We start from the raw sequence: 23,032 nt of genomic DNA on the forward strand, positions 1-23,032 counted from the left end.
TAAAAGGGTCAACAGCGCGACTAATAGATTTTTTCTATATGAACATTGAAGATGTAAATATGACCATTTACATCCCAAGTGAGCCATAGCTTTTGAACGTTCCAGCTGCTGTACAAATGCGATCTTGCATCATGCAGCAGCCGGAACGGCTTGCTTCAAAGGTATATATCAACTCCCGTTAGACTGCTGCCGCTTCGTCCGCTCGTGCCAGAAGTTCAGCCAGCTTCTCCAGATCCGGTTCCAGCAAGGCTTCAAACTTGCCGTCCCCTCCCACTTCAATGACAGGTACATGCCGAATGCCATATTTTGCTTCAAGCACATCACGCAGCACGTCATTACCCTGCACTTCAATGTTCTCAAAAGGCTGGTTTCGCTCTGTCAAAAATGCTTTCACTTCCCCGCAGAAATGACAGCCTGTTTTGCTCCACAGCACGACTTTTTTGGTTGATGATGACATCGACATACCTCCTGATTAGTTTTAAGATCAAGATCTGGGCGGTTGAATATGAACGCCCTAGACCTTCAATTCCCATCTGTTAAATAAGAATTATGGCTATAAATGTACTCCTGCACCCTTCAGGCGTCAATGGATCTGCTAATAGAATAAACCTATAACCAAATAGAAAGATTAAATTATAAATTTGAAAGATGGCTTATTTTACAGGAATGAATCGTTATTGACCCCTCCTAACCTGGTTAAAAGCTTGTTTTGCTAAATCAGTGTAGAACTCGATCTGATCCGGACTCCGATCTATAGCCCACCTCAGGGTATCAAAAGCTTTCAATAACAACACATGGCTCGCTTGATTCAGTTCGCGCTCTTGCTCTTGTTTACTTGTCCCATATCCTTCTAAAAACGCTTTCAATTCTTCCTTGTCAGGACCCTCTCCCCGTAGCTGGCATTGCATGAGTTGAATGATATCCCCATACGGCGTGACGGTGACCTCCGCATTTCCCCAGTCCAGAAGGGTAATTTCTCCTGTCAAACTTACGATTGTATTCTTCAAAGAGAGATCGCCATGGCATAAACCAAAGCGGAACTTTTGCAATTTCAATTGTTCGAACCATTGCCTTACAAGCTGTGATTCCTCCATCGTAATGACACCAAGCTCAATCAATGGATCTTGCTCCGTGAGACTATTGATATTGTATTGCACATATCCTTGCCAGCTGCCATCTGATCCTGCATGAGGGGGAGAGTAGAAGCGATCCTGTACAGAATTGTGCAGATCCCTTCCGAAACCTGTAACGGGGATGGATTGCAAACATTGAGTATACTCACCAAGTTTCCTCCAGATCATGGACGGGGGCACTGTCGTATCCAATCCGTTATCCCCTTCCACAACCGTTTGAATCATATAGGCATGTTCAGCGTTGACCCCAACGGACAATGTCTCTGGCCCAGGAATACTGGCACTCGCCGCTTGTTCGATGCACCATTTTTCTTTCACAAAGGTAGAATATGTATCTGGATCGTTCATACGTACAACCACTTTATGACTTGCCGTCTCCACCAAGCAGACCTGATTAACAAAACCTTTACCGATGATATGATGTGAGCATTTTACTGGTTCCAGCAGAAACTCACTGGCAATCTGTTCGGCTTGTCTGACTACAGAATTCTTCATCCCTTATCCTCCCTCAATCTCTATACTTTAAGTGATCTATATAAGTTGAACTAATCATTTATACGATAACGGAGAGGACAGAAAAAACCTGAAAAAGCGAAGCGTTCGCCTTTATCCCCGGATTTTCCCTTGAGAAAGGGGAATCGAAAAAATCTGGGGATAACAGCGATTGGAAGGTTATTCTGTCATCGTAGTGTCAGTATAAATAATCTTTAGTTCAACTTATATAGCTACCAACTCATATGTAATATTCGGATGCGGAATGAATCAGAGCGATTACACAGGGTACCGCTACATTTTCCATTCCGCATCATGCTGCTGATTCGCATAAACAGATCGCCTGACATTACAGATCGGGATTCAAGAGCTGAGGTGGGGCGATAATGGGCCAGCCTTCTTCCATCGCATTCAGTTGGTCCGCAGACACGCTGATAATATGCCCAGAATGTACACCCCAACGTTCTGCCGCATAGACCGATACAAATCGTCTCCGCTTGTCTCCGCTGATCTGATATCGAATCTCGGGTGCATCCACTGCGGCAACAATACTTCCTTCTGCCCAGCCATGGTGAGAACCATGAACCGCTGTCGTATGCACCTGTTGTGATTCCCTCGGCCATCCTTGCACGTCCCCCGCTGATATCAGTGCTTCTCCGGCAGGAATGGCGAGCAGGTCCGGTTTGGCAACCTGAACAGGAGATATTCCACGCGGTACAGGGATGTTCAACTTACGCCGCCGACCACCAGTTAAAGTATAGACATCTCCTTTGGCATCGGACAGGAACGAACCTTCCGGGTAGAAATCATAACTGTGTCTGAACTGTAATGCTGGATCTTGGCTGCCCTGCGTTGAGATTCGCTGACGCGGATCCATTGGGTTTGTGTCACCCTCCTCTTGTTGATCGGATGGGGTACCAGAGGTTTGTTGTCTAGCCAAGCGGGAGGTTTCGGCAACCAGCGCATGGGGATCTCCCCACTTTTGGCTATAAAACTGCTCGTTATCCTTATTCACTACAGCAAAGTCTTGCTCACCCAAGGCTTTCATACTGACACTTCCGAAGTGGTGGATAAAAGCATCCCCGGCTACCGCAAGCTGGTATCCTGCCAGCTTCACCCGGATGATCCAGTCATCATCTTCGAAATTGCCCACCGCGTACCCTTCGTCCAGATAACCTACCCGTTCCAGCAGCTCCCGTGAGAACAGCCAGCAGAATCCGACCAAGCGATCGGTTATTCGATGTTTGTCTGCATCCGGACGATTATGTGTGGCGGCAAAAGACCACATCTCTTCTACCTCACGGTACGGAACCTGAATCTGCTGATCCCCGCCAATATAGTTGGTCACCGGGCCCACCACACCAATCTTCGGATCACCGGCAAGACAAGTCATCATGTTATCCAGCCAGCCCGGAGTAACCAACGTATCGTTGTTCAGCACGATGATATGTCGTCCTCTCGCCATCATCAGCCCATGATTGACACCTCCGGCAAACCCCCGGTTCTTATCCAGGGCAGCCACCCTCACCATGCCGCCTTTGCGGAGCATGGCCTCGGCAGTTCCATCCTTGGAGGCATTATCCACAACAATGATTTCGAAGGGGGCAGGGGTATGTTTTTCGATACTGGACACACATTTCAGCACATACTCCCGCTGATTGTACGTGGGAATAATGATGCTGACCCCTTCAAAAACAAGACCAAACGAGTTCTGTCCCTGGCGGACACCTTCGTTGTATCCTCTGGTATACCCCTGTTTGTAGAGCCTGGCGCCTTTGGGTGTGCGCCTGCTTTTGCCTTTACGTCTGGATTTCCGTATTGAGCGACGACCTGCTGCATGCAGGACTGCCATGTCAGATCGCGAGGCATCGTGTTGTGTGGCACGGCGGGCCGCTTTTTTTTCGTTGCTTATGCTGCCATTCCTGTTGTTTTCACTGCGGCTGTTGTCACTGCGAGTGCTGATATTTGGAATGATGTTCAGATGACTGTGACCCTTTCGACGGACTACGTTTCGAGCCTTAACCTTGTTGCTGCGGCTATGACGTTCTTCCCCGCGCTGTTGATCGGGTGTGCTCATGTTGCTCCCTCCATTTCCACTTGTCCGTGAGGCTAACACGCACATAACCAGCCCCCGGACGTCCACTAGAGTTGAAGCTCTCCTGTTACCAGTTTGTCAGCCAAATGTCCAAAGTCCAGAGCAACCTTGCCGAGTTCACCTGCAATTCGCCGACACAGAATGACCGCCGGAATTCCCGCCGCCACCAACGCGATATCAAAAGCATGTTCTGAGGTTTGCTGCATCACCCTCGGAATATCCATAACTCCCGCCACAGAACCAATGATACCTGTGACATGAATCCCCCGGTTATGCAGCAGTGCCGCAAGCTCTGGTGCCTGGCTGCCTATGAGCAGAACCCGCCGTCCTTGCATCAAGGGCAACACCAGGCCAGACTGATGCAGACTGTAATTGATCGTGGAACTGGTCAATTTCAGCCGGGACCAGTCGATCCCGAAGTGGCGTAATACCGGGAATAACAACCCCTGGAATGTCGGCGCCCGCGAGATCGGCACGCCAACCCAGTCGGCGGCCTGTATGGCTTCCGCAAGCATCGCGCGGATGTCGGGGGTTGAGCAGGGCACCCCTGCATAGGGCAGAAACGGTGCCAGCTCCTGCACTTCGTGGCCTGGCAGCACCGTATCGGCTGCCAGCGTGAGCAGTTCGCCATCTCCGAGGCGAACGACAGACAAGGGGCGCTGCGCATCCAGCGCCGCCGTGATGTGTCCAGCCATCTCATGAGGGCTGGACAGCCGGGCCAGGCTGGGCGCGTATTGGCGGAATCCCGCCGCGATCAGATCTGCCGCCGCCACGGCAGGCAGAATGTGATCCGGCGGGATGTGCTGCGCCACCAGCGCCTCCCCGCCGGCGAATACGCCGTCGCGGTAGCCCTCGGCGTAGCCGCCGGGCACGGCCTCCGCCTGCACTGCGTGCTCCGCGGGCGGAGGCGGCAACCCCTTCGCGCTGCCCGCATTCGCGCCGGCAGCGCCTCCCCGCCCCGCAGGGGCGACACCCTTCGGCTGTGTCGCCTGGCGCGGGGCGGGGCCAGCACCGCTTACAGGCATCGCCTGTGGCGTGCTGGCTTGCGGTGCTGGCATGGGCGCACGGCGCATCGCCGTGCGCTGCTTGGCGCGGGCAGCGGCACGCCGGCCCCGCGCTGGTGCCGGCCTGCGCCCAGCAGTGGCCCGGCGCAGGCCGGCTTTGCCTTTGCCGGTGCGGCTGGCTCTTGCCGCTCTGCTCGCGCCCGCAGAGCCAGCTTTGCCTGTGCTGCTCGCTTTCCTTGCAGCAGCTTTATGCGCTGCGCCTGCAGATGTACCCGCTTTGGTCAGGGTACTCCGTTTCCCTGACTTCACACCTCTGACTCCAGCAGACCCTGTAACTGCTGCTGTCGGAGTGCCACTGCCCATAAATACGGCCGGGTGGATGCCCCGGGGCTTACCCGACACGGAGGCCCTAGCGGGCCCGGTGCGTGTCACTACTCTCACGCCATTCCCTCCTTTGGCATGCACGAGGATTGTCGCTGCGCAAAGCGCCGGAGCATCCTTCCAGCTCCGGCGCAGAGTGTTCTGCTCCCATGGGGCACCGCACAGCGGCAGCATCAGTCGCATATATTTTAGGGCAACTGTCCTTTCATACGGACAGCTGCTTCCTGGAGCGATTCAAATGTACCTGCATCACTCCAGTATTTCTGCAAAATGTCGTATTCCAGTCCACCGGCAGACGCATAGTGATTATTCACATCCGTAATTTCAAGTTCTCCGCGCGCAGACGGCGCAATATTGCGAATCAGGTTAAATACATGATCGTCATACATGTATATGCCCGTCACACAATAAGAGGTTTTCGGCTGGCTTGGCTTCTCCTCAATGTACGAGATTCGCTCTGGATGCTTTGAATCAAAAACAGGCACCCCGTAACGTCGTGCATCATCCACCTCTTTGAGCAGAACTCGCGCTGTACCAGCAGGTTGCTGCATGTAACGGTCCACATAAGGCTTCAGATCATCGCTGAAGAGATTATCTCCGAGAAGCACAACGAATTTTTCGCCAGGAAGAATAAAAGTAGTTGCCAGATCCAACGCTTCCGCAATCCCGCCTGCCTTTTCCTGAATGCGATAAGTCAACTTGACCCCATGATCTGCTCCGCCACCAAGATACTCTGTATATAACCCGGCGGAATGTTTGTTGATCACAATCAATAGTTCATCAATGCCTGCCTGGCGGAGCCTGTCGATGCCATACATAATCATCGGATGTTTACCGACTGGAAGCAGATGTTTGTTAATGAGCCGGGTCAGCGGATACAGTCTAGTTCCTGTTCCGCCGGCAAGAATTACACCTTTCATTCCACGTTCCCTCCTTCATCGGATATGTCCATATATTCAAGCGGATCGACATGCCATTTGTTCATAAAAATCGAACGATTACGCTCAAGCAGCTGTTTCCACGCTACCGGATCTGTCTTCTGGAAGCTGGCACTTCCCTGATGATGCACGAGAACATCTCCACATACCAGCAGGCGGTATCCCTGCAATCTTGCTCTATAACAATAATCGTCATCCTCATAGTGTCCCGGAGAATATGCCTCGTCAAGCAGTCCAACCGATTCCACGACATCTCGTTTCATCAGCATGCACAGACCGACGATCCGGCGTACTTCCCTCCACTTTGAAGAATCCGCAACATTATTGGAATTGGCCAACTCCTGAAAATGTTCCATATCCCGAAACGCCAGTTCAATCTGCTGGATGCCGCTTGCATAATTCGTAACAGGACCCGTGATCCCAATACTTGCGTCACTGTACAGAGCCGTTCGCAGGTTCTCCAGCCAACGGGGCGTGACCGTAACATCATTGTTCAACAGCAACAACTCATCCCCGCAAGCTGCACGAAGTCCAGCGTTACACGCTGCCGGAAACCCCCGGTTGTCCGGGAACCTTACAAATCGAATTCGCTCCAGCGCACAATATTCAGCCGTTCCATCCGTCGAACCGTTATCTACCACGATAATTTCATATGACGCAGGATCGCCCGAGTATTGACGTATGGCATCGATGCAGGGCCTGATCAGATCCAGCCCATTGTAAGTTGGGATAATCATACTCGTCAGTGTCATTAGGCGTTCCTCCTGTAAGCCACTTCTACACGGGAGAGTGTATGTGCCTGGGCTGGATTCCAACCTGTACCCAGCAATGTAGCCAGTGCCTCCAGATGATCTCCGATGATCAATTTGGCGACATCATTCCCACTTCCCGTGTTACCAGGACGCAACCGATTGGAACGAATAACATCCACCTGACTTGGTGCCGAGACGTTCATTCCATGCTGAATAGCTAGACTTTGTGCCTTAGGTGGAACGGCCAGTGATGCTGGCTTCACGGTCTGAATCATACGACGAGATAATGCATGAGGCACGGCTGTCATGGAATTGGAACCAAGATCTGCCCTGCCTAATGTTCGGTTCAGATATGCTTTGACCCGGCTTACCTCATCCTGCCCTGCAAACGCAGGAAGCAAAGACGTCAGATTATTCAACGCCACATCCTGTCCCCGATCAACCGCGAACAGAAAGGGTGCAAGCTGTTCAGCCGAGACGACCATATCTCCATCCACAAAAAGTACCGTCTCCGCATCCGTCATCTTGGCTCCAAGTGCCCGGCCCACATCATGTCCTGCCCGATCCGGTTCATAGATTACTGTAAGTCCCGGCTGCCTTAGTACCTGCTTCAAACTGTCATCTGTCGTTCCATTCAGTACCACAATAATATCCGTCAGAGGCAACCGCTTTAGTTGCAATAACACCTGCCCCAGTGTGTGTTCTTCATTACAGGCACAGACAATGGCAGCAGCCGAATGACGAAGAGGTAGTGGCACGATCTGGAATGAATGTCCCGAGGCCTGAGCATAACCCTGCATAAATGCCTTACCTGCCTTCAGAGCTAGCTCGAAGTTGCTTAGCTCCGCAACGTTCACCGCGTGTGCATTCCATACGAGACGTGCATGTTCTTCTGATACTGTGTTGTTTGCCTTTGCCTCGCTTCCTGCAACTTGCCCCGCTTTCCACATCAAGTGCAGATTTACTGGGCCAGACTTTGCTCGGCTTCTTCTTTTTTTTTGAATATCTACATGCTTCTTGTTCCTATGACGCTTGTTCATTACTGTTCTTCCTGCTGTCGTTGGTCTACTTGTTGTCCGCCTGCGGCGGACAACCCCTGAACGTCCCTTCATTTCCTCACCTCCAGCATGTTGCATCATCCGATGCGACATGCTTACCTCGCCAGGTTGCGAACACGTTGCAGATCGGTATAACCTCCGCGGGAACCGAGCGTATCCGTAATCCACTTAATCGCTGCCATATGATCATTCAGTACCACTTGACTTAGCAGATCAGGTCCGCTTCGCTTCTTGATTCGTACTGCATTCATTCTACCCACAGGTACGTGATGAACAGCGCGTACCCGAAGTCCGCCGATCACTGCCTTGGCTTGTGCAAGTGGCGGAACTTCCAGTGAGGATATCCCCATGACCTCAAGTCCTTTTCGGCTTATTGCATGTGGAATAGCTGTCATGGATGCCCCCCGGAGATCGGATCTTGCAAGTATGCTGTTCAACATGTGTTTGGCCTCCACTACGGGATGAACGGGATGATGAGTGACCGGCCCATGGTAGTCGTTAAGCGCCACATCCGTTCCCTTCAGCACAGCCTTCACGTAAGGTGCAAGATGCTCTGCGGGAATTGCGATATCTGCATCAGTAAATAACAATACCTGACCGCGCGCCTCAGCTGCGCCTACTTTTCGTCCTCCATCATGCCCCAGTGCTTCGGCATACGTGAGCACGCGTGCTCCAGCCCGTTTGGCTGCGTTTGCCGTGCCGTCTGTTGAACCATTCACAACGACAAGCACTTCAGCATCACGGCATATCCGCAGCGCTTCACGGACAACTGCACCAATCCTTTTCTCCTCATTCATAGCAGGGATAATAACCGAGAGCATCGGTCGCTGAGAACCCCCCCTGTGTGAAGGAGCATCACTCATGCCATTTTCCGCTCCATTCTCTACTCCATCCTTAGCCTGTGACATCAGCTGTTTGGATGGAATAACGAACGTATAGGCCTTTGTACCCTTTTTGTGTCCAGACTTCCATCTTCGTTTCTTCAGCACTGTTTTTCTTCGTGTCACATTGGTTCGGGTTGCATAACGTGCTGTGGTACGGGTTTTGCGCAACAGTTTCACCTCCCGCATTCGATCATCGGCATGCCAAGGGAGTACACGTTATTCTATGTATTCGTGGAGCAGTGGAAACGGCGTTTGTCCTTGCACTAAGCAGGTTCTCCCTGTGAACACGAGGATACAGGCCTTGCTTTTAGACAAAATACGTCAAAATATGTGAAAAACGCTACCTCTCCCCTACTTCAGACACAAATTTAACAAAAATCTAAAATTGTATCTTTTCCAAAGTTTTACATTGTGATAATATACGTTCCAAGCAGTTTTATTTACAAAAATAACCTTGTGGTGAACATAAGTTCCCCTATATTTTTTAAATCAATTTATTGACCTTAGGTTGATTAGATTATGACCTCATTCACAGATCTTGTTAAGCAGATACATTCTACTCTTGAGAGGAGTGATGCCGTTCAGAACACACTGCCTTTGTCATTTACGCAAACCCGGATTGAACACCCCAGTTTTCCGTGAACGTATCTTCTACCTGCGCAATTGGACAACCCCCGGCTTTCTGAAAGAGGAACACAATAGACGATTCAACCTTCGGGTTGAACTGAATAAACGGTTATCCTTTTTGTTTGGTGTCGTGCTTAACACTTCCCGAGCTAAGGCCAAGCCGATTTTGTTCCAATCGTTTCTTGTCTCATTCCACGCTTCAGGTCTAGCCCCACGCTCCGCGCTGCCCAAGTTGCAGACGGAATTCCAACCGAGACTGGCATGAACATTTTCCAACCAAAAATAAGTTTAAGAATGGGAGAGTTTACTATGAAATTTGCCAAAGTTATGCCAACAATTCTTGGAGGAGCTCTTTTGCTCGCTTCCGTATCCTCTGCTACTGCAGCTCCAGTGTCTGATCAATCCATTCCACTTCAGGCCCCTTATGCCTCTGAGGAGGGTATTCCATTGAACAGTGGAACAGATGACACTATCTTTAATTACCTCGGACAGCAGGAACAATTCCTGAATTCCGATGTGAAATCCCAACTCAAAATTGTCAAAAGAAACACAGATACATCTGGCGTAAGACACTTCCGCCTGAAACAGTATATTAAAGGTATCCCGGTTTATGGTGCAGAACAGACGGTCCACCTGGACAAAACCGGAGCCGTGAGCTCCGCACTTGGCGATCTTCCACCGATTGAAGAGCAGGCCATTCCGAATGATGGTGTAGCCGAGATCAGCGGAGAAGACGCGATCCAGATTGCAACCGAAGAAGCAACCTCCCGGATTGGAGAGCTTGGCGCCGCGGAAATCACACCTCAAGCTGAATTGAACATCTATCATCATGAAGAAGATGGTCAGACGTATCTGGTTTACATTACGGAAGTAAACGTACTCGAACCTGCCCCTCTACGGACCAAATATTTCATTAACGCAGTGGATGGCAGTATCGTATCCCAGTTTGACCTCATTAACTTTGCCACCGGAACAGGTACAGGTGTACTTGGAGATACCAAAACCCTGACAACCACCCAATCCGGCAGCACCTTCCAACTGAAAGACACCACTCGCGGCAATGGCATCCAAACGTACACGGCGAACAATGGCTCATCACTGCCTGGTAGCTTGCTCACAGATTCGGATAATGTATGGACTGATCGTGCAGGTGTAGATGCTCACGCTCATGCCGCTGCTACGTATGATTTCTACAAAAACAAATTCAACCGTAACGGTATTAATGGTAACGGATTGTTGATCAGATCAACCGTGCACTACGGCTCCAATTACAATAACGCCTTCTGGAACGGGGCACAGATTGTCTTTGGTGACGGCGATGGAACGATGTTCCGATCCCTGTCTGGTGATCTGGATGTTGTGGGCCATGAATTGACGCATGGTGTTATTGAATATACAGCCAATCTGGAATATCGCAATGAACCAGGCGCACTCAATGAAGCCTTTGCCGATATTTTCGGTAATACGATCCAAAGCAAAAACTGGCTGCTCGGTGATGATATCTACACACCTAACACTCCAGGAGATGCGCTACGCTCCCTCTCCAACCCTACATTGTATGGTCAACCTGACAAATACAGCGATCGCTACACAGGCTCACAGGACAACGGCGGTGTCCATATCAACAGTGGTATCATCAATAAAGCCTATTTCCTTGCTGCTCAAGGCGGAACACATAATGGTGTGACTGTTACCGGAATCGGTCGGGATAAAGCGATCCAGATTTTCTACAGCACACTGGTGAACTACCTGACACCAACGTCCAAATTTGCCGCTGCCAAAACAGCTACCATTCAAGCAGCCAAAGATCTGTACGGAGCAACTTCCGCTGAAGCTACTGCTATTACCAAAGCATATCAAGCTGTAGGCCTGTAAAATCTTATTTTATTGTAATTGAACTTATAATGTACTCATCCTAATGGTAACAAAACGTTCAGACACCCCTCACCGTCCGAACGGATTAAGCTTATATCAATCAAAAGCGGTGTCCCGGACAACTCTGGACACCGCTTTTGTCATTTGTTTATTACGGATACAATCTTGCACTATCCTTGCGAAGGTCCCGCAGCAATCCATGACAACAATCCGTACGTATGCTTGCAATCTGCTGTACGTGACACTTCAAGTACCGCTTCATCCTCACTCTGCGAGAGCAGGGAAATCTGGAATCCCCGATCATTGCTCATGCCCACAATTACATAATGTTCTGAAGCAAATGATTCTTCAAAAACAACAGTTACCTCTGTGCATACTTCACTCTCTGGCAGTACAAAAGCTTCCATCCCGAATTGTTGTACAACCGGTTGTTTGCTTACGCTGCGAACGGGTTGGAAGGCCAGATGTTTGGCCTGAACTGCCCCCGATTGCAACTGGCTGCTGCCCACGGCATCATCACACAGATGCTCTTGTGTAATCGATTGTTCACTTAACATAAACTCCGTAGTTCCAGCGATCTCCTGTGACTGTTCAAGCTGTGGTTGCTGAGCCTGATCTTCCTGATCTTCCTGATCTGCCTGCACTGCCTGCTCAGTTGTGAACAAAGCTGCCGGTAGTTCGCCAAGCTGATCTGTTTGGGATACCAGCTCTTGTTGTTGCTCCAGACCAGCACTCGGTAATGCCTTGACGATTACCTGCTGTGATTGCTGTACAACCTCATTTTGTGGTTGAAGCAATCCCTCTTGTCTTTTGATAGCTGCCAGTTGCTCCAGCGTTTCTCCACTGAACTGACGAATCGCATTCCATATCTCTTCGCTCAGATGCGCTGGACCTACAATCCCCGCATTCAAATGATTAGAGGTAATACTCTGCTCACTCAGTTTGCTGCCGTTCACGCTGCCATCGGCCAATTTGGCACTTGTGACGGACCCATTTTGCAGATGAACCCCGCTTACTGCTTCCTCTTCCAGATGAGTTGTGCGAATGCTGCGTTCTTGAATATGGTCAGCAAGAATGGTTCCATCCTGGATATGACGAGTTTGCACACTTTTGTCTGCTATGTGGATAGCCGATACCGCACCTTCAAGCAATTTATTACCGTTTACACTGCCGTCAGCCATTTTGGCACTTGTTATGGAACCATTGTGCAGATGAATCGAACTTACCGATTCCGCTTTGAGGTGGGAGATTCCAATGCTTCGCTCTTGAATATGGTCAGCATGAATAGCTTTCTCTTGGATATGACGGGATTGTACACTTCCATTGGCAATATGGACATCCGACACCGCATCTTCTAGCAGTTTGTCACTGCTCACACTGCCATCCGCCAGTTTGGCACTCGTTACAGACCCATTTTGCAGATGAACCGCACTTATGACTTCCTCTTCCAGATGGGACGTACCAATGCTATGCTCCTGAATATGATCAGCAAGGATCGCTCCTGCCTGGATATGGCGAGTTTGCACACTTTCCGACGCGATATGGCTCCCCAATACAGTATCTTCGAGCAATTTGCTGCCGCTAATGCTACTGTCAGCCAATTTGGCACTTGTGACGGACCCATTTTGCAGATGAACCGCACTTACGGCTTCCTCTTCCAGATGGGCTGTGCCGATGCTTCGCTCCTGAATATGACCAGCATGAATAGCTCCTGCCTGAATATGCCCGGATTGCACACTTTCCGATGCGATATGAATCCCGGATACCGTACCTTCGAGTAACTTGCTGCCAGTTATACTGCCATCCGCCAGTTTGGCACTCGTTACAGATCCATTTTGCAAATGAATGGCACTTACCGACTCCTCTTCCAGATGTGCTGTGCCGATGCTCCGCTCTTGAATATGATCAGCATGAATGGCTCCTGCCTGAATCTTACTGGATTGCACACTATCGTCTGCAATGTGGATATCTGATACTGCTCCTTCAAGCAACTTGCTGCCGGTTACACTGCCGTCGGCCAACTTGGTACTTGTTACAGATCCATTTTGCAGATGAATGGCACTTACTGCTTCCTGTTCCAAGTGAAGCATGCCAATGCTGTGTTCCTGAATATGGTCAGCAAGGATTACTCCTGCCTGGATATGGCGGGATTGCACACTTTCAGAAGCGATATGGATTCCCGACACCGCATCTTCGATCAACTTGCTGCCGGTTACACTGCCGTCAGCCAGTTTGGCACTGATGACAGATCCATTTTGCAGGTGAATCGCACTTACTGCTTCCTCCTCCAGATGGGTTGTGCCGATGCTCCGCTCCTGAATATGGTCAGCATGAATGGCCCCAGCCTGAATATGCCCGGTTTGCACACTTTCGGACGCAATATGAACCCCCGATACGGTTCCTTCAAGCAATTTGCTGCCGTTGATACTGCCATCCGCCAGTTTGACACTTGTTACAGATCCATTTTGCAAATGAACCGCACTTACAGACTCCTCATCCAGATGAACTGAGCCAATACTGCACTCTTGAATATGATCAGCAAGGATTGCGCCTTCTTGGATATGACGGGTTTGCACACTTTCATTGGCAAGGTGAGTAGCCGATACGCTTTCTGCGGCTAATTTGCTGCCATCCACACTACCCGTTGCTAGTTTGGAGCGTGTTACAGATTCATCCTGCAAAATAATCGTACTTACCGCTTCTTCTTCCAGATGAGATGTTCCGATGCTGCGTTCATGGATATGATGAGGAAGTATTTCACCATCTTGAATATGACGGGAATGCACAGCTCCTTGCTGTAGGTGAACAGCACTTGTCGACTCTGCCTGAAGATGCAAACCACTGATCAAACCTGGCTGAAGGTGAGCCGCTGTAATGGATAAAGGTGCCAGATGGTCTGTTTCGACAGATCCAGGTGCCAAGTGATGCGATGTGACCACCTGTTCAGCAATATGCTCCTCATGAATGATGTCTGGCTTCAGATGCTGTGAGCTCACTACTTGAGTCCCCAAATGGTCAGATTTCACGCTGCCTTCAGCCAGATGGACGGATTGTACAACGGATGGCTGCAAGTGCTCGCTACCTACAGCAGCCTGTTGCAGTTCTGTCCCGGATACCGAGTCTGCTGTCAAATGGTCCGCACTTATGGAGCCATGCTGAAGTTTGTTACCGGTAATACTGCCATCAGCAAATAATTCCGGCGAGCGTATTTCTTCCGACAAATGTTCCAGTGAAACGGCATGCTGCTTCAGGTGATATCCGCGGATGGTTCCTGCTGGAATATGTTTGGCGTTAATACTCTCTGCCATAATCTTGGAAGAAGTCACGCTGCCGTCTGCCAGTTTAGCTGACGTGACAGCAAAATCCGCCAGTTTATCTGTTGCAACACTCTCTGGTGAAAGCTTGGGGGAGGTAACCGCATGATCTGTTAGATGAGGCGGAAAAATGGACCCGCCAGCCAGCTGGGCTGAAGTTACACTATCAATAGCCAATTTGTCTGTTGTGACCGCGGCCCGTGCAATCGCATCCGTTTCAACACTACCCGGCTGAAGATGAGGTACACCTACGGCATGTTCTGTCAAGTGTTCCGATTTCACTGCATAAGGTCTCAGGGCCTCGGAACCCACGCTGCCTGGAGCCAGATGTGTCCCTGTGACTCCACCACTCGCAAGATGCGAGGATATAACACTTCCCGGGGCAAGCGCTCTGCTACTCACCGATGCCGTTCCAAGCTTTTCTGTTGTCACACTTCCATCCGCGAGTTTAACGTCTGTAACGGCAGCATCCTGCAATTCATACGTACCCACGGCCGACTCTGCAAGATGCCGCTCACACACCACGTCGTCTGCAAGAGCGTCTCCGGACACACTTCCGGCAGATAGATGAGCTGCCTCGATGCTTCCACTTGCAATGTGAATAGAGTGAATTGCGGAATTGTCCACATGTACCGGCGTAATTCCCCGATTTGCAATGTGTTCAGCACGAATGGACCCTTTGGCAAGATGTTTACCCTGTACGGCTTCATCCGCAATTTTGGAAGAAATGACGCTCTGATCAGAGATCTTGGATGCCGTAATGGACTGTTCCAGCAATTTTGCTGTTCCAACAGACTGGTCTGCCAGTTTGCTACTGGTTACTGCACCTTCTGTCAAATGCTCACTGCCCACTTCTCCGTTGCCAATCTGCTCCTTGCCAACGGAATGAGCGCGAATCTGACTTGATCCGATTGAACCGTCCAGCAGATGTCTTCCAGTTAGTGAACCCTCAGCTAAATGTCTTGTTTGTATGGATCCATCCTCTATCTGGTCACTTCCAATACTGCCATTTAATAGTTGTGAACGACCGACAGACCCTTCTGCCAGATGTGTCTGTTTAACAGCACCTGCCTGAATATGGTGAGACTCGATGGAGTGTTCTTCGATTTTGCTGCCTGTGACAGCAGCTTCACGAATTTTGGTTGTAGTCACTGCATCGTCAGCCAGTTTGGAGGTATTCACAGCTCCTCCCGTGAGATGCCTTGTATCCACCCCGCTAATCGCGATCTTGTCTCCAGTTACGGCATGATTCTTGATTAATTCTTCCGTTACCAGCATGCGGCTGAGATGTCTTGTGCTGATAGAACCGTCGGCAATTTTGGCCGAATCGATGGCCTGGTTGCCAAGCTTCTGAGAAGTAATACTGCCATCTCTGATTTTCTCGCCTGCAATAGAAGCATTTCGTATTTTGTGACCAGACACAGAACCGTCAATCAGGTGCTCCTCAGATACAGACGCTTCCGCAAGTTTCGCTGAAACAATGGCCCCGTCTGCAATGTGAATGCTGGTCACCGCGTAATCCTGCAATGCTTCACTGCCGACCGCATCCGGTTTCAGCTTGGAGGCATCTACAGAGAAAGGAGCCAACTTGCTCTCCGTAACAGCAAATTCACTCAAGTCGTCCGTGTAGATGTAATGTCCGGTATGACCCGGCATCTGGTTCTGGTTCAGGATCTGCAGCCGGTCCTTGCTTGTTGTTTCTTGCTTGATGATATCCACCTCTTCTTCCAGAACAAGCGGAGCCACGCTGCTAACCTGAATTTGCTTATCCGAGCTATCTTCTGTCTCGATTTCCTTGCTATCAGACTCTACGGGTTCCGGCTTGATTTCGGCTTCGATCTCCACCTCTTCCAGCTCGTTTGTTGAAGCAGGTAGCTCCATTGAGTCGAATAGGAATTCTTCCGACTCCTGAACAGCCCTTGATTCCCTTTTATTCGTATTTAAACGTTCTTCCCTATTCACAGTGAAACCTGAGTTCATCTTGTCTGCCCGGCGATCAGTCAGTTCCAATTCTTTGTATTTCGGGCTCACATGCCGCAGTTTCGGCGTTGGAACCTTCTTTTTGCCATTTTTACTCATGCAGCTTGCTCCTTCCTCTAACGTTCGTCTCCGGCATCATATGCTTCCATATGGGCATCTGCCACTTCATTTATGACTTTTGCGGATTCCAGAGTACGGATGTACAGGCGTCAAGACAGGAAGGTTCGATGATCTTCGTGGAAATAGGCGTGTCAGGGCAGCAGAGGAAAGGCGGCTGTCCACGCCCCCGTCCCAGTCATGTCATAGGATATTATATCTAGGTCGTGTCTGAAAACTCGCTGAAATGCATCTTTCACCGTCTTTTCGCCCCCTGCTGTGTCACTTTCCCTTGACGTGCCCCGGCACGCCTGCGGAAAACTTCCTTGCTTGGAACGAAGATTCGGCAAAACCTGCTTCCTTCAGAGTTTTAGACACGCCCTGAGCAAGCACTAGTGCTTGGCGATGCATCTTACACACCGGTCTGCGTTATCGCGATGTCTGAGCCATGCGGTGACAGGCCGGCATTCCATGAATGGACGATCCATGGTCGCGATAACATCGAAGGAGGAACGGTCATGCTCCAAGAAACGATCGGCATTATGTTCGATTCACGCATGTACCGGGGGATACCGGCCGGAAGGACCGGTCAGGAATCACTCGCGAATTATGAACAGGCAGCGGCCAGTTATGGATTAACTCCCTGCTTTTTGAGGCTGGAAGATATCGATTCGGATCAAAAAACATGTCTTGCCTATGTAAAAAAAGAAGGCAGATATGTTCGCGAGCGCATGCCACTGCCCTCCGTCATTCATAACCGATCACTCCAGCTTCGCCGGACGGAACAGCATCAGATCACCAAGCTGATGTTGCAGGGTATCCAGGTATTCAACGTTCGCAACCGGTACCGTAAAGATCACATTCATGACATGCTTCATCAGGACCTCGCCTTGCGAGAACACCTGCCCCGTGCAGTCAAAGCTACGCCAGAGTCTCTGGCCTATATGATGGAACAATATGATGACCTCGTCATCAAACCATGCAGCGGTAGCATCGGTCATGGGATTCTGCGAGTCTTTGAGCGAGATGGACAGTGGAAACTAACCTGTGAGACGAAGGCGGCACGCAAAGGGTGGGCTACCTTCCGATTGAGCAAAGGACAGCTTCCTTCCGCCACCCTAAGGCGGATCTTTCGCCATGCCTACCTCATTGAAGAGCGTATCCCACTGGTACGTTATGAGGGCAGGCCGGTAGATTTGCGGGTATCTGTACAACGTGGTGGCGATGGTCTTTGGGGAATAACAGGCATGTTTGCCAAAGCGGCTCCTGCCCATACGTTTGTCAGCAACATCGCCCAGGGTGGTAAAGTCATGAAGCTTGCAGAGGCCCTTGGATTAGGAGAATCTGGCTTCGACCTGGCTCGACTGGAATACAGAATCGGACTCGTTGCCCTTCGAATTGCCCAAAACCTGGCGGCCAGTCTTCCACATCTGGCTGATCTGGGTCTTGATCTCGGGATAACGCGCAGCGGCCAGATCTATTTTATTGAATGCAATGGACGGGATCAGCGTTACGGTTTTCGCAAGGCGGGAATGTCGGAACACTGGAAGGCAACGTACAGCAAACCGATGGCTTATGGGCGTCTGCTGCTGGAACAGAATTCGAGAATTCCGAGACAACCGCAGACATACGATAGGAGACTATATTGATTTCGTGTGCATTCTGTGTCAATATTATGCAGAACGGCCGGTCTTGCCGGCCTTGAAGTTCGCATTAACCCTAAGGGGGATATTCATGGCAAAAACGCTGTTGCGATTAATGACCGAGCTTTCTTCGCGCAAATGGATCTCCCGGACCGTGGGAGCCTTCTCCAAAAGCCGGGGAAGTAAGGCATTTATCCCTTATTTTGTCCGGACCTACGACATCCCTGTTCAGGAGGCCGAGAAAGACTGGAAGGAATACCGTTCACTGAACGATTTCTTTACCCGCAAATTAAAGCCGGGCATGCGCCCGTTGGAACTTTCAGAGCATGCACTGATCAGCCCGGTAGATGCCAAGATTACGGCAGCCGGTCCAATATCTGCAGGGACACTCCTGAATGTTAAGGGACAAAATTATACACTTGCTGAATTATTAAACCATTCTCCCCATCTGGAGAAGTACAAGCACGGGTACGGGTTCGTCCTCTATCTCAGCCCTCGCGACTATCACCGCATTCATGCACCTGTCAGCGGCCGCAAAATAGAGAGCGAACACATCAAAGGCAAAGTTTATCCCGTGAATGACTTTGGCCTGACCCATATGAGATCCGTGCTTAGTCGAAACGAACGACTCATTACGTATATCGCACATGATTACGGTGAAGTGGCGGTTGTCAAAGTAGGTGCGATGAACGTGAGTAGCATACAATATGCTGATACGGACACAAGTACCTGGGCACAAGGCGATGATCTGGCCTATTTTGAATTCGGTTCCACCGTTGTTCTGCTGACGCAGAGTGGCACATTCGAACCAAACCCGGGCTTACAGCCAGGCGATTCGGTCAAAATGGGAGCATTGCTTGGTCGTTTGAAACCGAAGAACTAATGAGTCTATACGCAAATAAAGAGGATGGCGCAGCACCTGTAACCAGGTATTGCGCCATCCTCTTTATGAATACATATTCATCCATATATACATGCAATACGAAGCTTCGCTCCGTCGTTATTGGTCTGCTGAGTTCTCCTCAAAACCACACATCTTGCAAGTCCTCTGCCGGTTTGAAGCGACGCAGACGGTTCCGGAAAATATTGCATCCCTTCGTAGAGCATCCCCGGTTGCGGACCCGACGTTTTCCGTTCATCACAAGTTCCCCCTTTTGGTCATCTGGAATGCTAGATAATTACCCTTGCGTTCCAGACTTGAAACGGTGTCCTGTTTTTCTCATCAGAATTTTAACGAATCTCGGACGGGCTTTTGCCGGTGTACTGCTTGAATTGACGACTGAAGAAGAAAATATCCCGGTAGCCCAGAGCATCCGCCACTTCGGTCACATTCATGCCGGTATGCACCAGCAGATGTTCCGCCCGTTCAATACGCATGCGGATGATATAAGATTGCACCGATGATCCCACCAGTTCCTTGAACTTGATCGAGAAGTATCGGGGCGATAAGCCAGCCCGCGCAGCCAGATCTTCCACCCTATGCGTAATCCCCGGATGCTGACGCACATAATTGGCGACCTCCTGGATCACATCGGACAACTGGTTACTTACCTTTTTCTCCACAGGTTCTTCCGTATCGGCACGCAGCAGATGAATCATCAATTGTTTCAGAATCAATCGGCTCTCTTCATCACGTCCGTACACATCCGATAAGAACAGTCTTACATAACGTGCCAGCAAATGCTCAAACTCCACCGTTTCCTGTACCTCGCGATAGGACTGGGGAACGTCAGCAACAGGCACGTCCACATCAAAGTGAATATACGTAAGTACCAACGGTTTTTGCTTATTATGTGTTGCAGTAGGATGATCTCCTGGCCTGAACAAAAAACAACTACCCTTGCCAACTTCATACGACTGGTCATTCAGTACAAGCGTTCCTTCACCACTCCATACATAAAATAAATCATAGTTTTGCATCGGTTTTTCCCGTTTCTGCCACTTCCAGCCCGGTTCACAGACAATTTTGGCGACAGCGGGCAAAATAACAAATGATGACGGCGATGCCTGCAGCATGTCGCCACTCCCCCTTGATAGTTAATCTCTCTGCATATGGCATCATTCTGATCTGAATCTCACTTCTTCAATCCAGGCCATATGTATTTCAGTATCTATAGAAATTGAACTATAGAACATTTACACTTGCCACTTCGATGACAGAACAACCTTCCGATCGCTGTTATCCCCAGATTTTTTGATTCACTTTTACAAAGGTGAAAATCTGACGATAAAGGCGAACGCTCCGCTTCTTCAGGTTATTTCTGCCCTCTACGTTTTCGTGTAAATAATTAGTTCAACTTGTATAGCATGATTAAATACAACTTGCTCATATATAATCTCTGCCCCTACAGGAGCGAAATGTCTTATCCCATTATACAGCGGAATTCACCGAAACGAAAATGTGCACTTCTCCCAGGCTAGCCGCATTCGCCGGATTCCCTCTGTTATCTCTTCTTTCTCCAGATGTGCAAAAGCAAAACAGGCCGCCGGATGACCTGAAGTCAACCGATATCGCTCTGCATCACGGAACAATATGCCATCCTCCTCAGCAAGTTTTTTAAATCGCTGATAACTGTCCACATCGCCATTCCAGGTAGCGTAGATATGCAGTCCTGCATCACCAAGCTGCATCGTGAATGCCTCCGGCAACTGTAGTTCCATCTCTCGGACAAAAAAATCATGCCGTTCCCCATATAACCGGGTTAACCGTCGTAAGTGCCTCAGGTAACCTCCTCTGGTCATAAATTTTGCCAGTGCGCGCTGCTCCAGCAGTGCCGGAGGTACCGGTTCATACAACGCCTTGGCGGCAAGCAGAGGTTCTACCAGACCAGGTGGCAGGACGGCGTAGCCAAGTCGAAACGAAGCAACCATCGTTTGTGAGAATGAACCAACGTAGATGACGCGCTGTTCACGATCAAGCACTTTGAGGGGTTCAATTGGTCTTCCACCCCATCGGAATTCACTGTCGTAATCATCTTCAATGATGACCGCATTCCGCTTTGAGGCCCACGCAAGCAAGGCACGTCTTCTGTCCAATCCCAGCACGGCCCCTGTTGGAAACTGCCGGGTAGGGGTGACAAATAACGTCTGTGCCTCCCATGGCTGAGGAATAATGCCTGCGGCATCCATCTCTGCCGGGATGATTTTCCCACCACAGGACTTAACGGCATGGGCAATGCCCAGATACCCCGGATTCTCCAATACAACCGCTGCCCCCTCTGCGATCAACAGCTGGGATAGAAGGGTGATGCCTTGCATTGATCCGCTGAACAATACAATCTGAGATGGTTCAGCCTGGATACCACGTGTCCATCTGAGATGGGAGGCGATGGCCTCACGCAGCTCCGGATCACCGGCTACACCGCTCGATTCTCGCCAACCACTGCGATGAACCGCAGCGAGTGCACTCTTCCACTCGCCTAACGGGAAATGTTCCGCAGGCATGCGCTGCATTTGAAAATTAATGACGGACGGCTTCGGTGAAGACATCTGAGTCCGCAGGACTTCATGTTGTGTATTCAACCTCTGTACTCGTTCGCCCCAGGCAGACAGCTTGAGAACGGCTTCCTGTTTTTCATTTTCCTGAGTGGATAATGTTTCGGTGACAAATGTACCTCTTCCCCGATGTGCATGGACATAACCATCCGCAAGCAGCATGTCGTATACCTGAGCTACCGAACCACGTGACATCTCATATTGTTTTGCCAACTCACGGGTGGAAGGAAGCCGCGTGCCTCCCACCAATGTGCCTGCATGAATGGCATCACGTAACGCATGGTACAATGCCTCATACTTGTATCGATGCTGAAGTTCATAGGTATCCATCGGCAGCCACAATTCCATCATGCACCTCTCTTCATTTGTCTTCATCTGTGATCCCTGACTAATTGGCCTACTAAAGTGAATGTAAATTGGATCTATTTCATTGTCAATGTATGAACTATTGTTATCCATAAGATATGGCGTTTTATTATACATTTCAATGATGGGGGATTACACATGAGACGGAAAGAATTCACAGTAGATGAAGAACAGGAAATTACCGCATTTCTGGATCAGTGCTCCTTCGGGTTTCTGGGAACGGTCAGCCCGGACGGACAACCACGGGTTACACCGCTGAATTTTGTATATATGGACGGTTGCTTTTATTTTCACGGCAGTCTGGCTGGCGAGAAGATGAAACAGATCAAACAGGATTCGTCGGTCAGTTTCACAGTAGCTGAAGAGTTCTCCCTGATTCCATCCTATTTCAGTGATCCTGAGCTTGCTTGTCCAGCGACTTCTTTCTTCAAAAGTGTTATGGCCTTCGGTCAGGCTGAACCGGTTAAAGATCTGGACATCAAAGGTAAGGTACTGCAACGATTTATGGAAAAACTCCAGCCACAAGGCGGATATGTACCCATTGACGCTACTGACTCGCGTTATACAGGAAACCTCAAAGCTGTAGCCGTAGTCCGAATTAGTCCTGAACGGATCAGCGCCAAGTTTAAATTTGGACAAAACCTCTCCAGTGAACGATTCGATCATATCAGTGGTCAGTTGGAACAGCGTAATGAAGGAAGAGATACTGAAACTGCTGAAATGATGCGGAAATACTGTCCATTTCATCAGCAATAAGTTTCATTTCTTGAGGATTGCTCCAAGGTTGAATTCAACGATAACCCACCCGAAAACCCTCTGCAACAACGCGGTAAAGCGATATAACTGTCATATTGCGTAATTTCCGTGACGGGGGCATGTCAAGGTGATATAATGTTAGG

Annotated in this window: 16 protein-coding genes; 5 read left to right on the forward strand and 11 right to left on the reverse strand. The window is 49.8% G+C overall.

Features of this window, described 5'->3' with window-relative positions:
* Positions 1-178 precede the first annotated feature (178 nt).
* The 8 genes from MHH92_RS24620 to MHH92_RS24655 all read right to left on the reverse strand — a co-directional run bounded on the left by MHH92_RS24620 (position 179) and on the right by MHH92_RS24655 (position 8,905).
* Entirely contained in the window at positions 179-457 is a 279-nt protein-coding gene (locus tag MHH92_RS24620) for a glutaredoxin family protein (protein WP_036605813.1), read from the reverse strand.
* 217 nt (positions 458-674) lie between these two features.
* Positions 675-1,628, reverse strand: a complete 954-nt coding sequence (locus MHH92_RS24625) for an aminoglycoside phosphotransferase family protein (protein ID WP_340906984.1) — start codon at positions 1,626-1,628, stop codon at positions 675-677.
* Positions 1,629-1,974: 346 nt separating this feature from the next.
* Positions 1,975-3,702 (reverse strand): glycosyltransferase family 2 protein, encoded by a 1,728-nt coding sequence (locus tag MHH92_RS24630; RefSeq protein WP_340906986.1) that lies wholly within the window; start codon positions 3,700-3,702, stop codon positions 1,975-1,977.
* 65 nt (positions 3,703-3,767) lie between these two features.
* Complete coding sequence (locus tag MHH92_RS24635) at positions 3,768-4,607, reverse strand: GT-D fold domain-containing protein (RefSeq protein WP_036605938.1); 840 nt, start codon at positions 4,605-4,607, stop codon at positions 3,768-3,770.
* Positions 4,608-5,293: 686 nt separating this feature from the next.
* Positions 5,294-6,025: a sugar phosphate nucleotidyltransferase gene (locus MHH92_RS24640; protein WP_340906987.1), complete on the reverse strand. Its 732-nt coding sequence runs from the start codon at positions 6,023-6,025 to the stop codon at positions 5,294-5,296.
* The gene (locus tag MHH92_RS24645; RefSeq protein ID WP_340906988.1) at positions 6,022-6,795 is read right to left on the reverse strand and encodes a glycosyltransferase family 2 protein; all 774 of its coding nucleotides are present in this window, start codon (positions 6,793-6,795) and stop codon (positions 6,022-6,024) included. The genes MHH92_RS24640 and MHH92_RS24645 overlap by 4 nt, the downstream gene beginning before the upstream one ends.
* Positions 6,795-7,907 (reverse strand): glycosyltransferase family A protein, encoded by a 1,113-nt coding sequence (locus tag MHH92_RS24650; RefSeq protein WP_340906989.1) that lies wholly within the window; start codon positions 7,905-7,907, stop codon positions 6,795-6,797. Before MHH92_RS24650 ends, MHH92_RS24645 begins: the two co-directional genes overlap by 1 nt.
* A 41-nt stretch (positions 7,908-7,948) precedes the next feature.
* Positions 7,949-8,905, reverse strand: coding sequence for a glycosyltransferase family 2 protein (locus MHH92_RS24655; RefSeq protein ID WP_340906990.1), 957 nt, complete (start codon positions 8,903-8,905; stop codon positions 7,949-7,951).
* Positions 8,906-9,311: 406 nt separating this feature from the next.
* On the opposite strand from MHH92_RS24655, the gene MHH92_RS24660 reads away from it, so the two are divergent.
* Both MHH92_RS24660 and MHH92_RS24665 read left to right on the forward strand, forming a co-directional pair.
* Positions 9,312-9,629, forward strand: coding sequence for a hypothetical protein (locus MHH92_RS24660; RefSeq protein ID WP_127547053.1), 318 nt, complete (start codon positions 9,312-9,314; stop codon positions 9,627-9,629).
* 44 nt (positions 9,630-9,673) lie between these two features.
* Entirely contained in the window at positions 9,674-11,239 is a 1,566-nt protein-coding gene (locus MHH92_RS24665) for a M4 family metallopeptidase (RefSeq protein WP_036673412.1), read from the forward strand.
* 170 nt (positions 11,240-11,409) lie between these two features.
* Here the strand turns inward: MHH92_RS24665 and MHH92_RS24670 are convergent, their stop codons facing one another.
* Positions 11,410-16,632 carry a WIAG-tail domain gene (locus tag MHH92_RS24670; protein WP_340906991.1) on the reverse strand — a complete coding sequence of 1,741 codons (5,223 nt, stop codon included), beginning with the start codon at positions 16,630-16,632 and terminating at the stop codon, positions 11,410-11,412.
* A gap of 515 nt (positions 16,633-17,147) precedes the next feature.
* Between MHH92_RS24670 and MHH92_RS24675 the strand changes: the two genes are divergently transcribed.
* A complete protein-coding gene (locus MHH92_RS24675) occupies positions 17,148-18,278 on the forward strand; it encodes a YheC/YheD family endospore coat-associated protein (RefSeq protein WP_315370467.1) in 1,131 nt (376 codons plus the stop codon).
* 85 nt (positions 18,279-18,363) lie between these two features.
* Complete coding sequence (gene asd, locus MHH92_RS24680; RefSeq protein WP_047841263.1) at positions 18,364-19,155, forward strand: archaetidylserine decarboxylase; 792 nt, start codon at positions 18,364-18,366, stop codon at positions 19,153-19,155.
* Positions 19,156-19,502: 347 nt separating this feature from the next.
* Here asd and MHH92_RS24685 read toward each other — a convergent pair whose 3' ends face one another.
* On the reverse strand, positions 19,503-20,288 hold the full coding sequence (locus MHH92_RS24685) for an AraC family transcriptional regulator (RefSeq protein WP_036605807.1): 786 nt from the start codon (positions 20,286-20,288) through the stop codon (positions 19,503-19,505).
* A 369-nt stretch (positions 20,289-20,657) separates the two neighbouring features.
* Positions 20,658-22,118 (reverse strand): MocR-like pyridoxine biosynthesis transcription factor PdxR, encoded by a 1,461-nt coding sequence (gene pdxR / locus MHH92_RS24690; RefSeq protein ID WP_445744685.1) that lies wholly within the window; start codon positions 22,116-22,118, stop codon positions 20,658-20,660.
* Positions 22,119-22,271: 153 nt separating this feature from the next.
* Here pdxR and MHH92_RS24695 point away from each other — a divergent pair, with 153 nt between their 5' ends.
* A complete protein-coding gene (locus MHH92_RS24695) occupies positions 22,272-22,889 on the forward strand; it encodes a pyridoxamine 5'-phosphate oxidase family protein (RefSeq protein ID WP_315370510.1) in 618 nt (205 codons plus the stop codon).
* The last annotated feature ends 143 nt before the right edge of the window (positions 22,890-23,032 follow it).

Origin of the sequence: Paenibacillus sp. FSL M7-1414, from assembly GCF_038003195.1 — a bacterium.
Lineage (GTDB): Bacteria > Bacillota > Bacilli > Paenibacillales > Paenibacillaceae > Paenibacillus > Paenibacillus amylolyticus.

Coding starts and splice junctions, on each gene's coding strand:
- MHH92_RS24625 (WP_340906984.1), bottom strand. CDS start 1,628: ATGAAGAATTCTGTAGTCAGACAAGCCGAACAGATTGCCAGTGAGTTT.
- MHH92_RS24630 (WP_340906986.1), bottom strand. CDS start 3,702: ATGAGCACACCCGATCAACAGCGCGGGGAAGAACGTCATAGCCGCAGC.
- MHH92_RS24645 (WP_340906988.1), bottom strand. CDS start 6,795: ATGACACTGACGAGTATGATTATCCCAACTTACAATGGGCTGGATCTG.
- MHH92_RS24685 (WP_036605807.1), bottom strand. CDS start 20,288: ATGCTGCAGGCATCGCCGTCATCATTTGTTATTTTGCCCGCTGTCGCC.
- MHH92_RS24695 (WP_315370510.1), top strand. CDS start 22,272: ATGAGACGGAAAGAATTCACAGTAGATGAAGAACAGGAAATTACCGCA.
- MHH92_RS24640 (WP_340906987.1), bottom strand. CDS start 6,025: ATGAAAGGTGTAATTCTTGCCGGCGGAACAGGAACTAGACTGTATCCG.
- asd (WP_047841263.1), top strand. CDS start 18,364: ATGGCAAAAACGCTGTTGCGATTAATGACCGAGCTTTCTTCGCGCAAA.
- MHH92_RS24620 (WP_036605813.1), bottom strand. CDS start 457: ATGTCATCATCAACCAAAAAAGTCGTGCTGTGGAGCAAAACAGGCTGT.
- MHH92_RS24675 (WP_315370467.1), top strand. CDS start 17,148: ATGCTCCAAGAAACGATCGGCATTATGTTCGATTCACGCATGTACCGG.
- MHH92_RS24650 (WP_340906989.1), bottom strand. CDS start 7,907: ATGAAGGGACGTTCAGGGGTTGTCCGCCGCAGGCGGACAACAAGTAGA.
- pdxR (WP_445744685.1), bottom strand. CDS start 22,118: ATGATGGAATTGTGGCTGCCGATGGATACCTATGAACTTCAGCATCGA.
- MHH92_RS24660 (WP_127547053.1), top strand. CDS start 9,312: ATGCCGTTCAGAACACACTGCCTTTGTCATTTACGCAAACCCGGATTG.
- MHH92_RS24670 (WP_340906991.1), bottom strand. CDS start 16,632: ATGAGTAAAAATGGCAAAAAGAAGGTTCCAACGCCGAAACTGCGGCAT.
- MHH92_RS24665 (WP_036673412.1), top strand. CDS start 9,674: ATGAAATTTGCCAAAGTTATGCCAACAATTCTTGGAGGAGCTCTTTTG.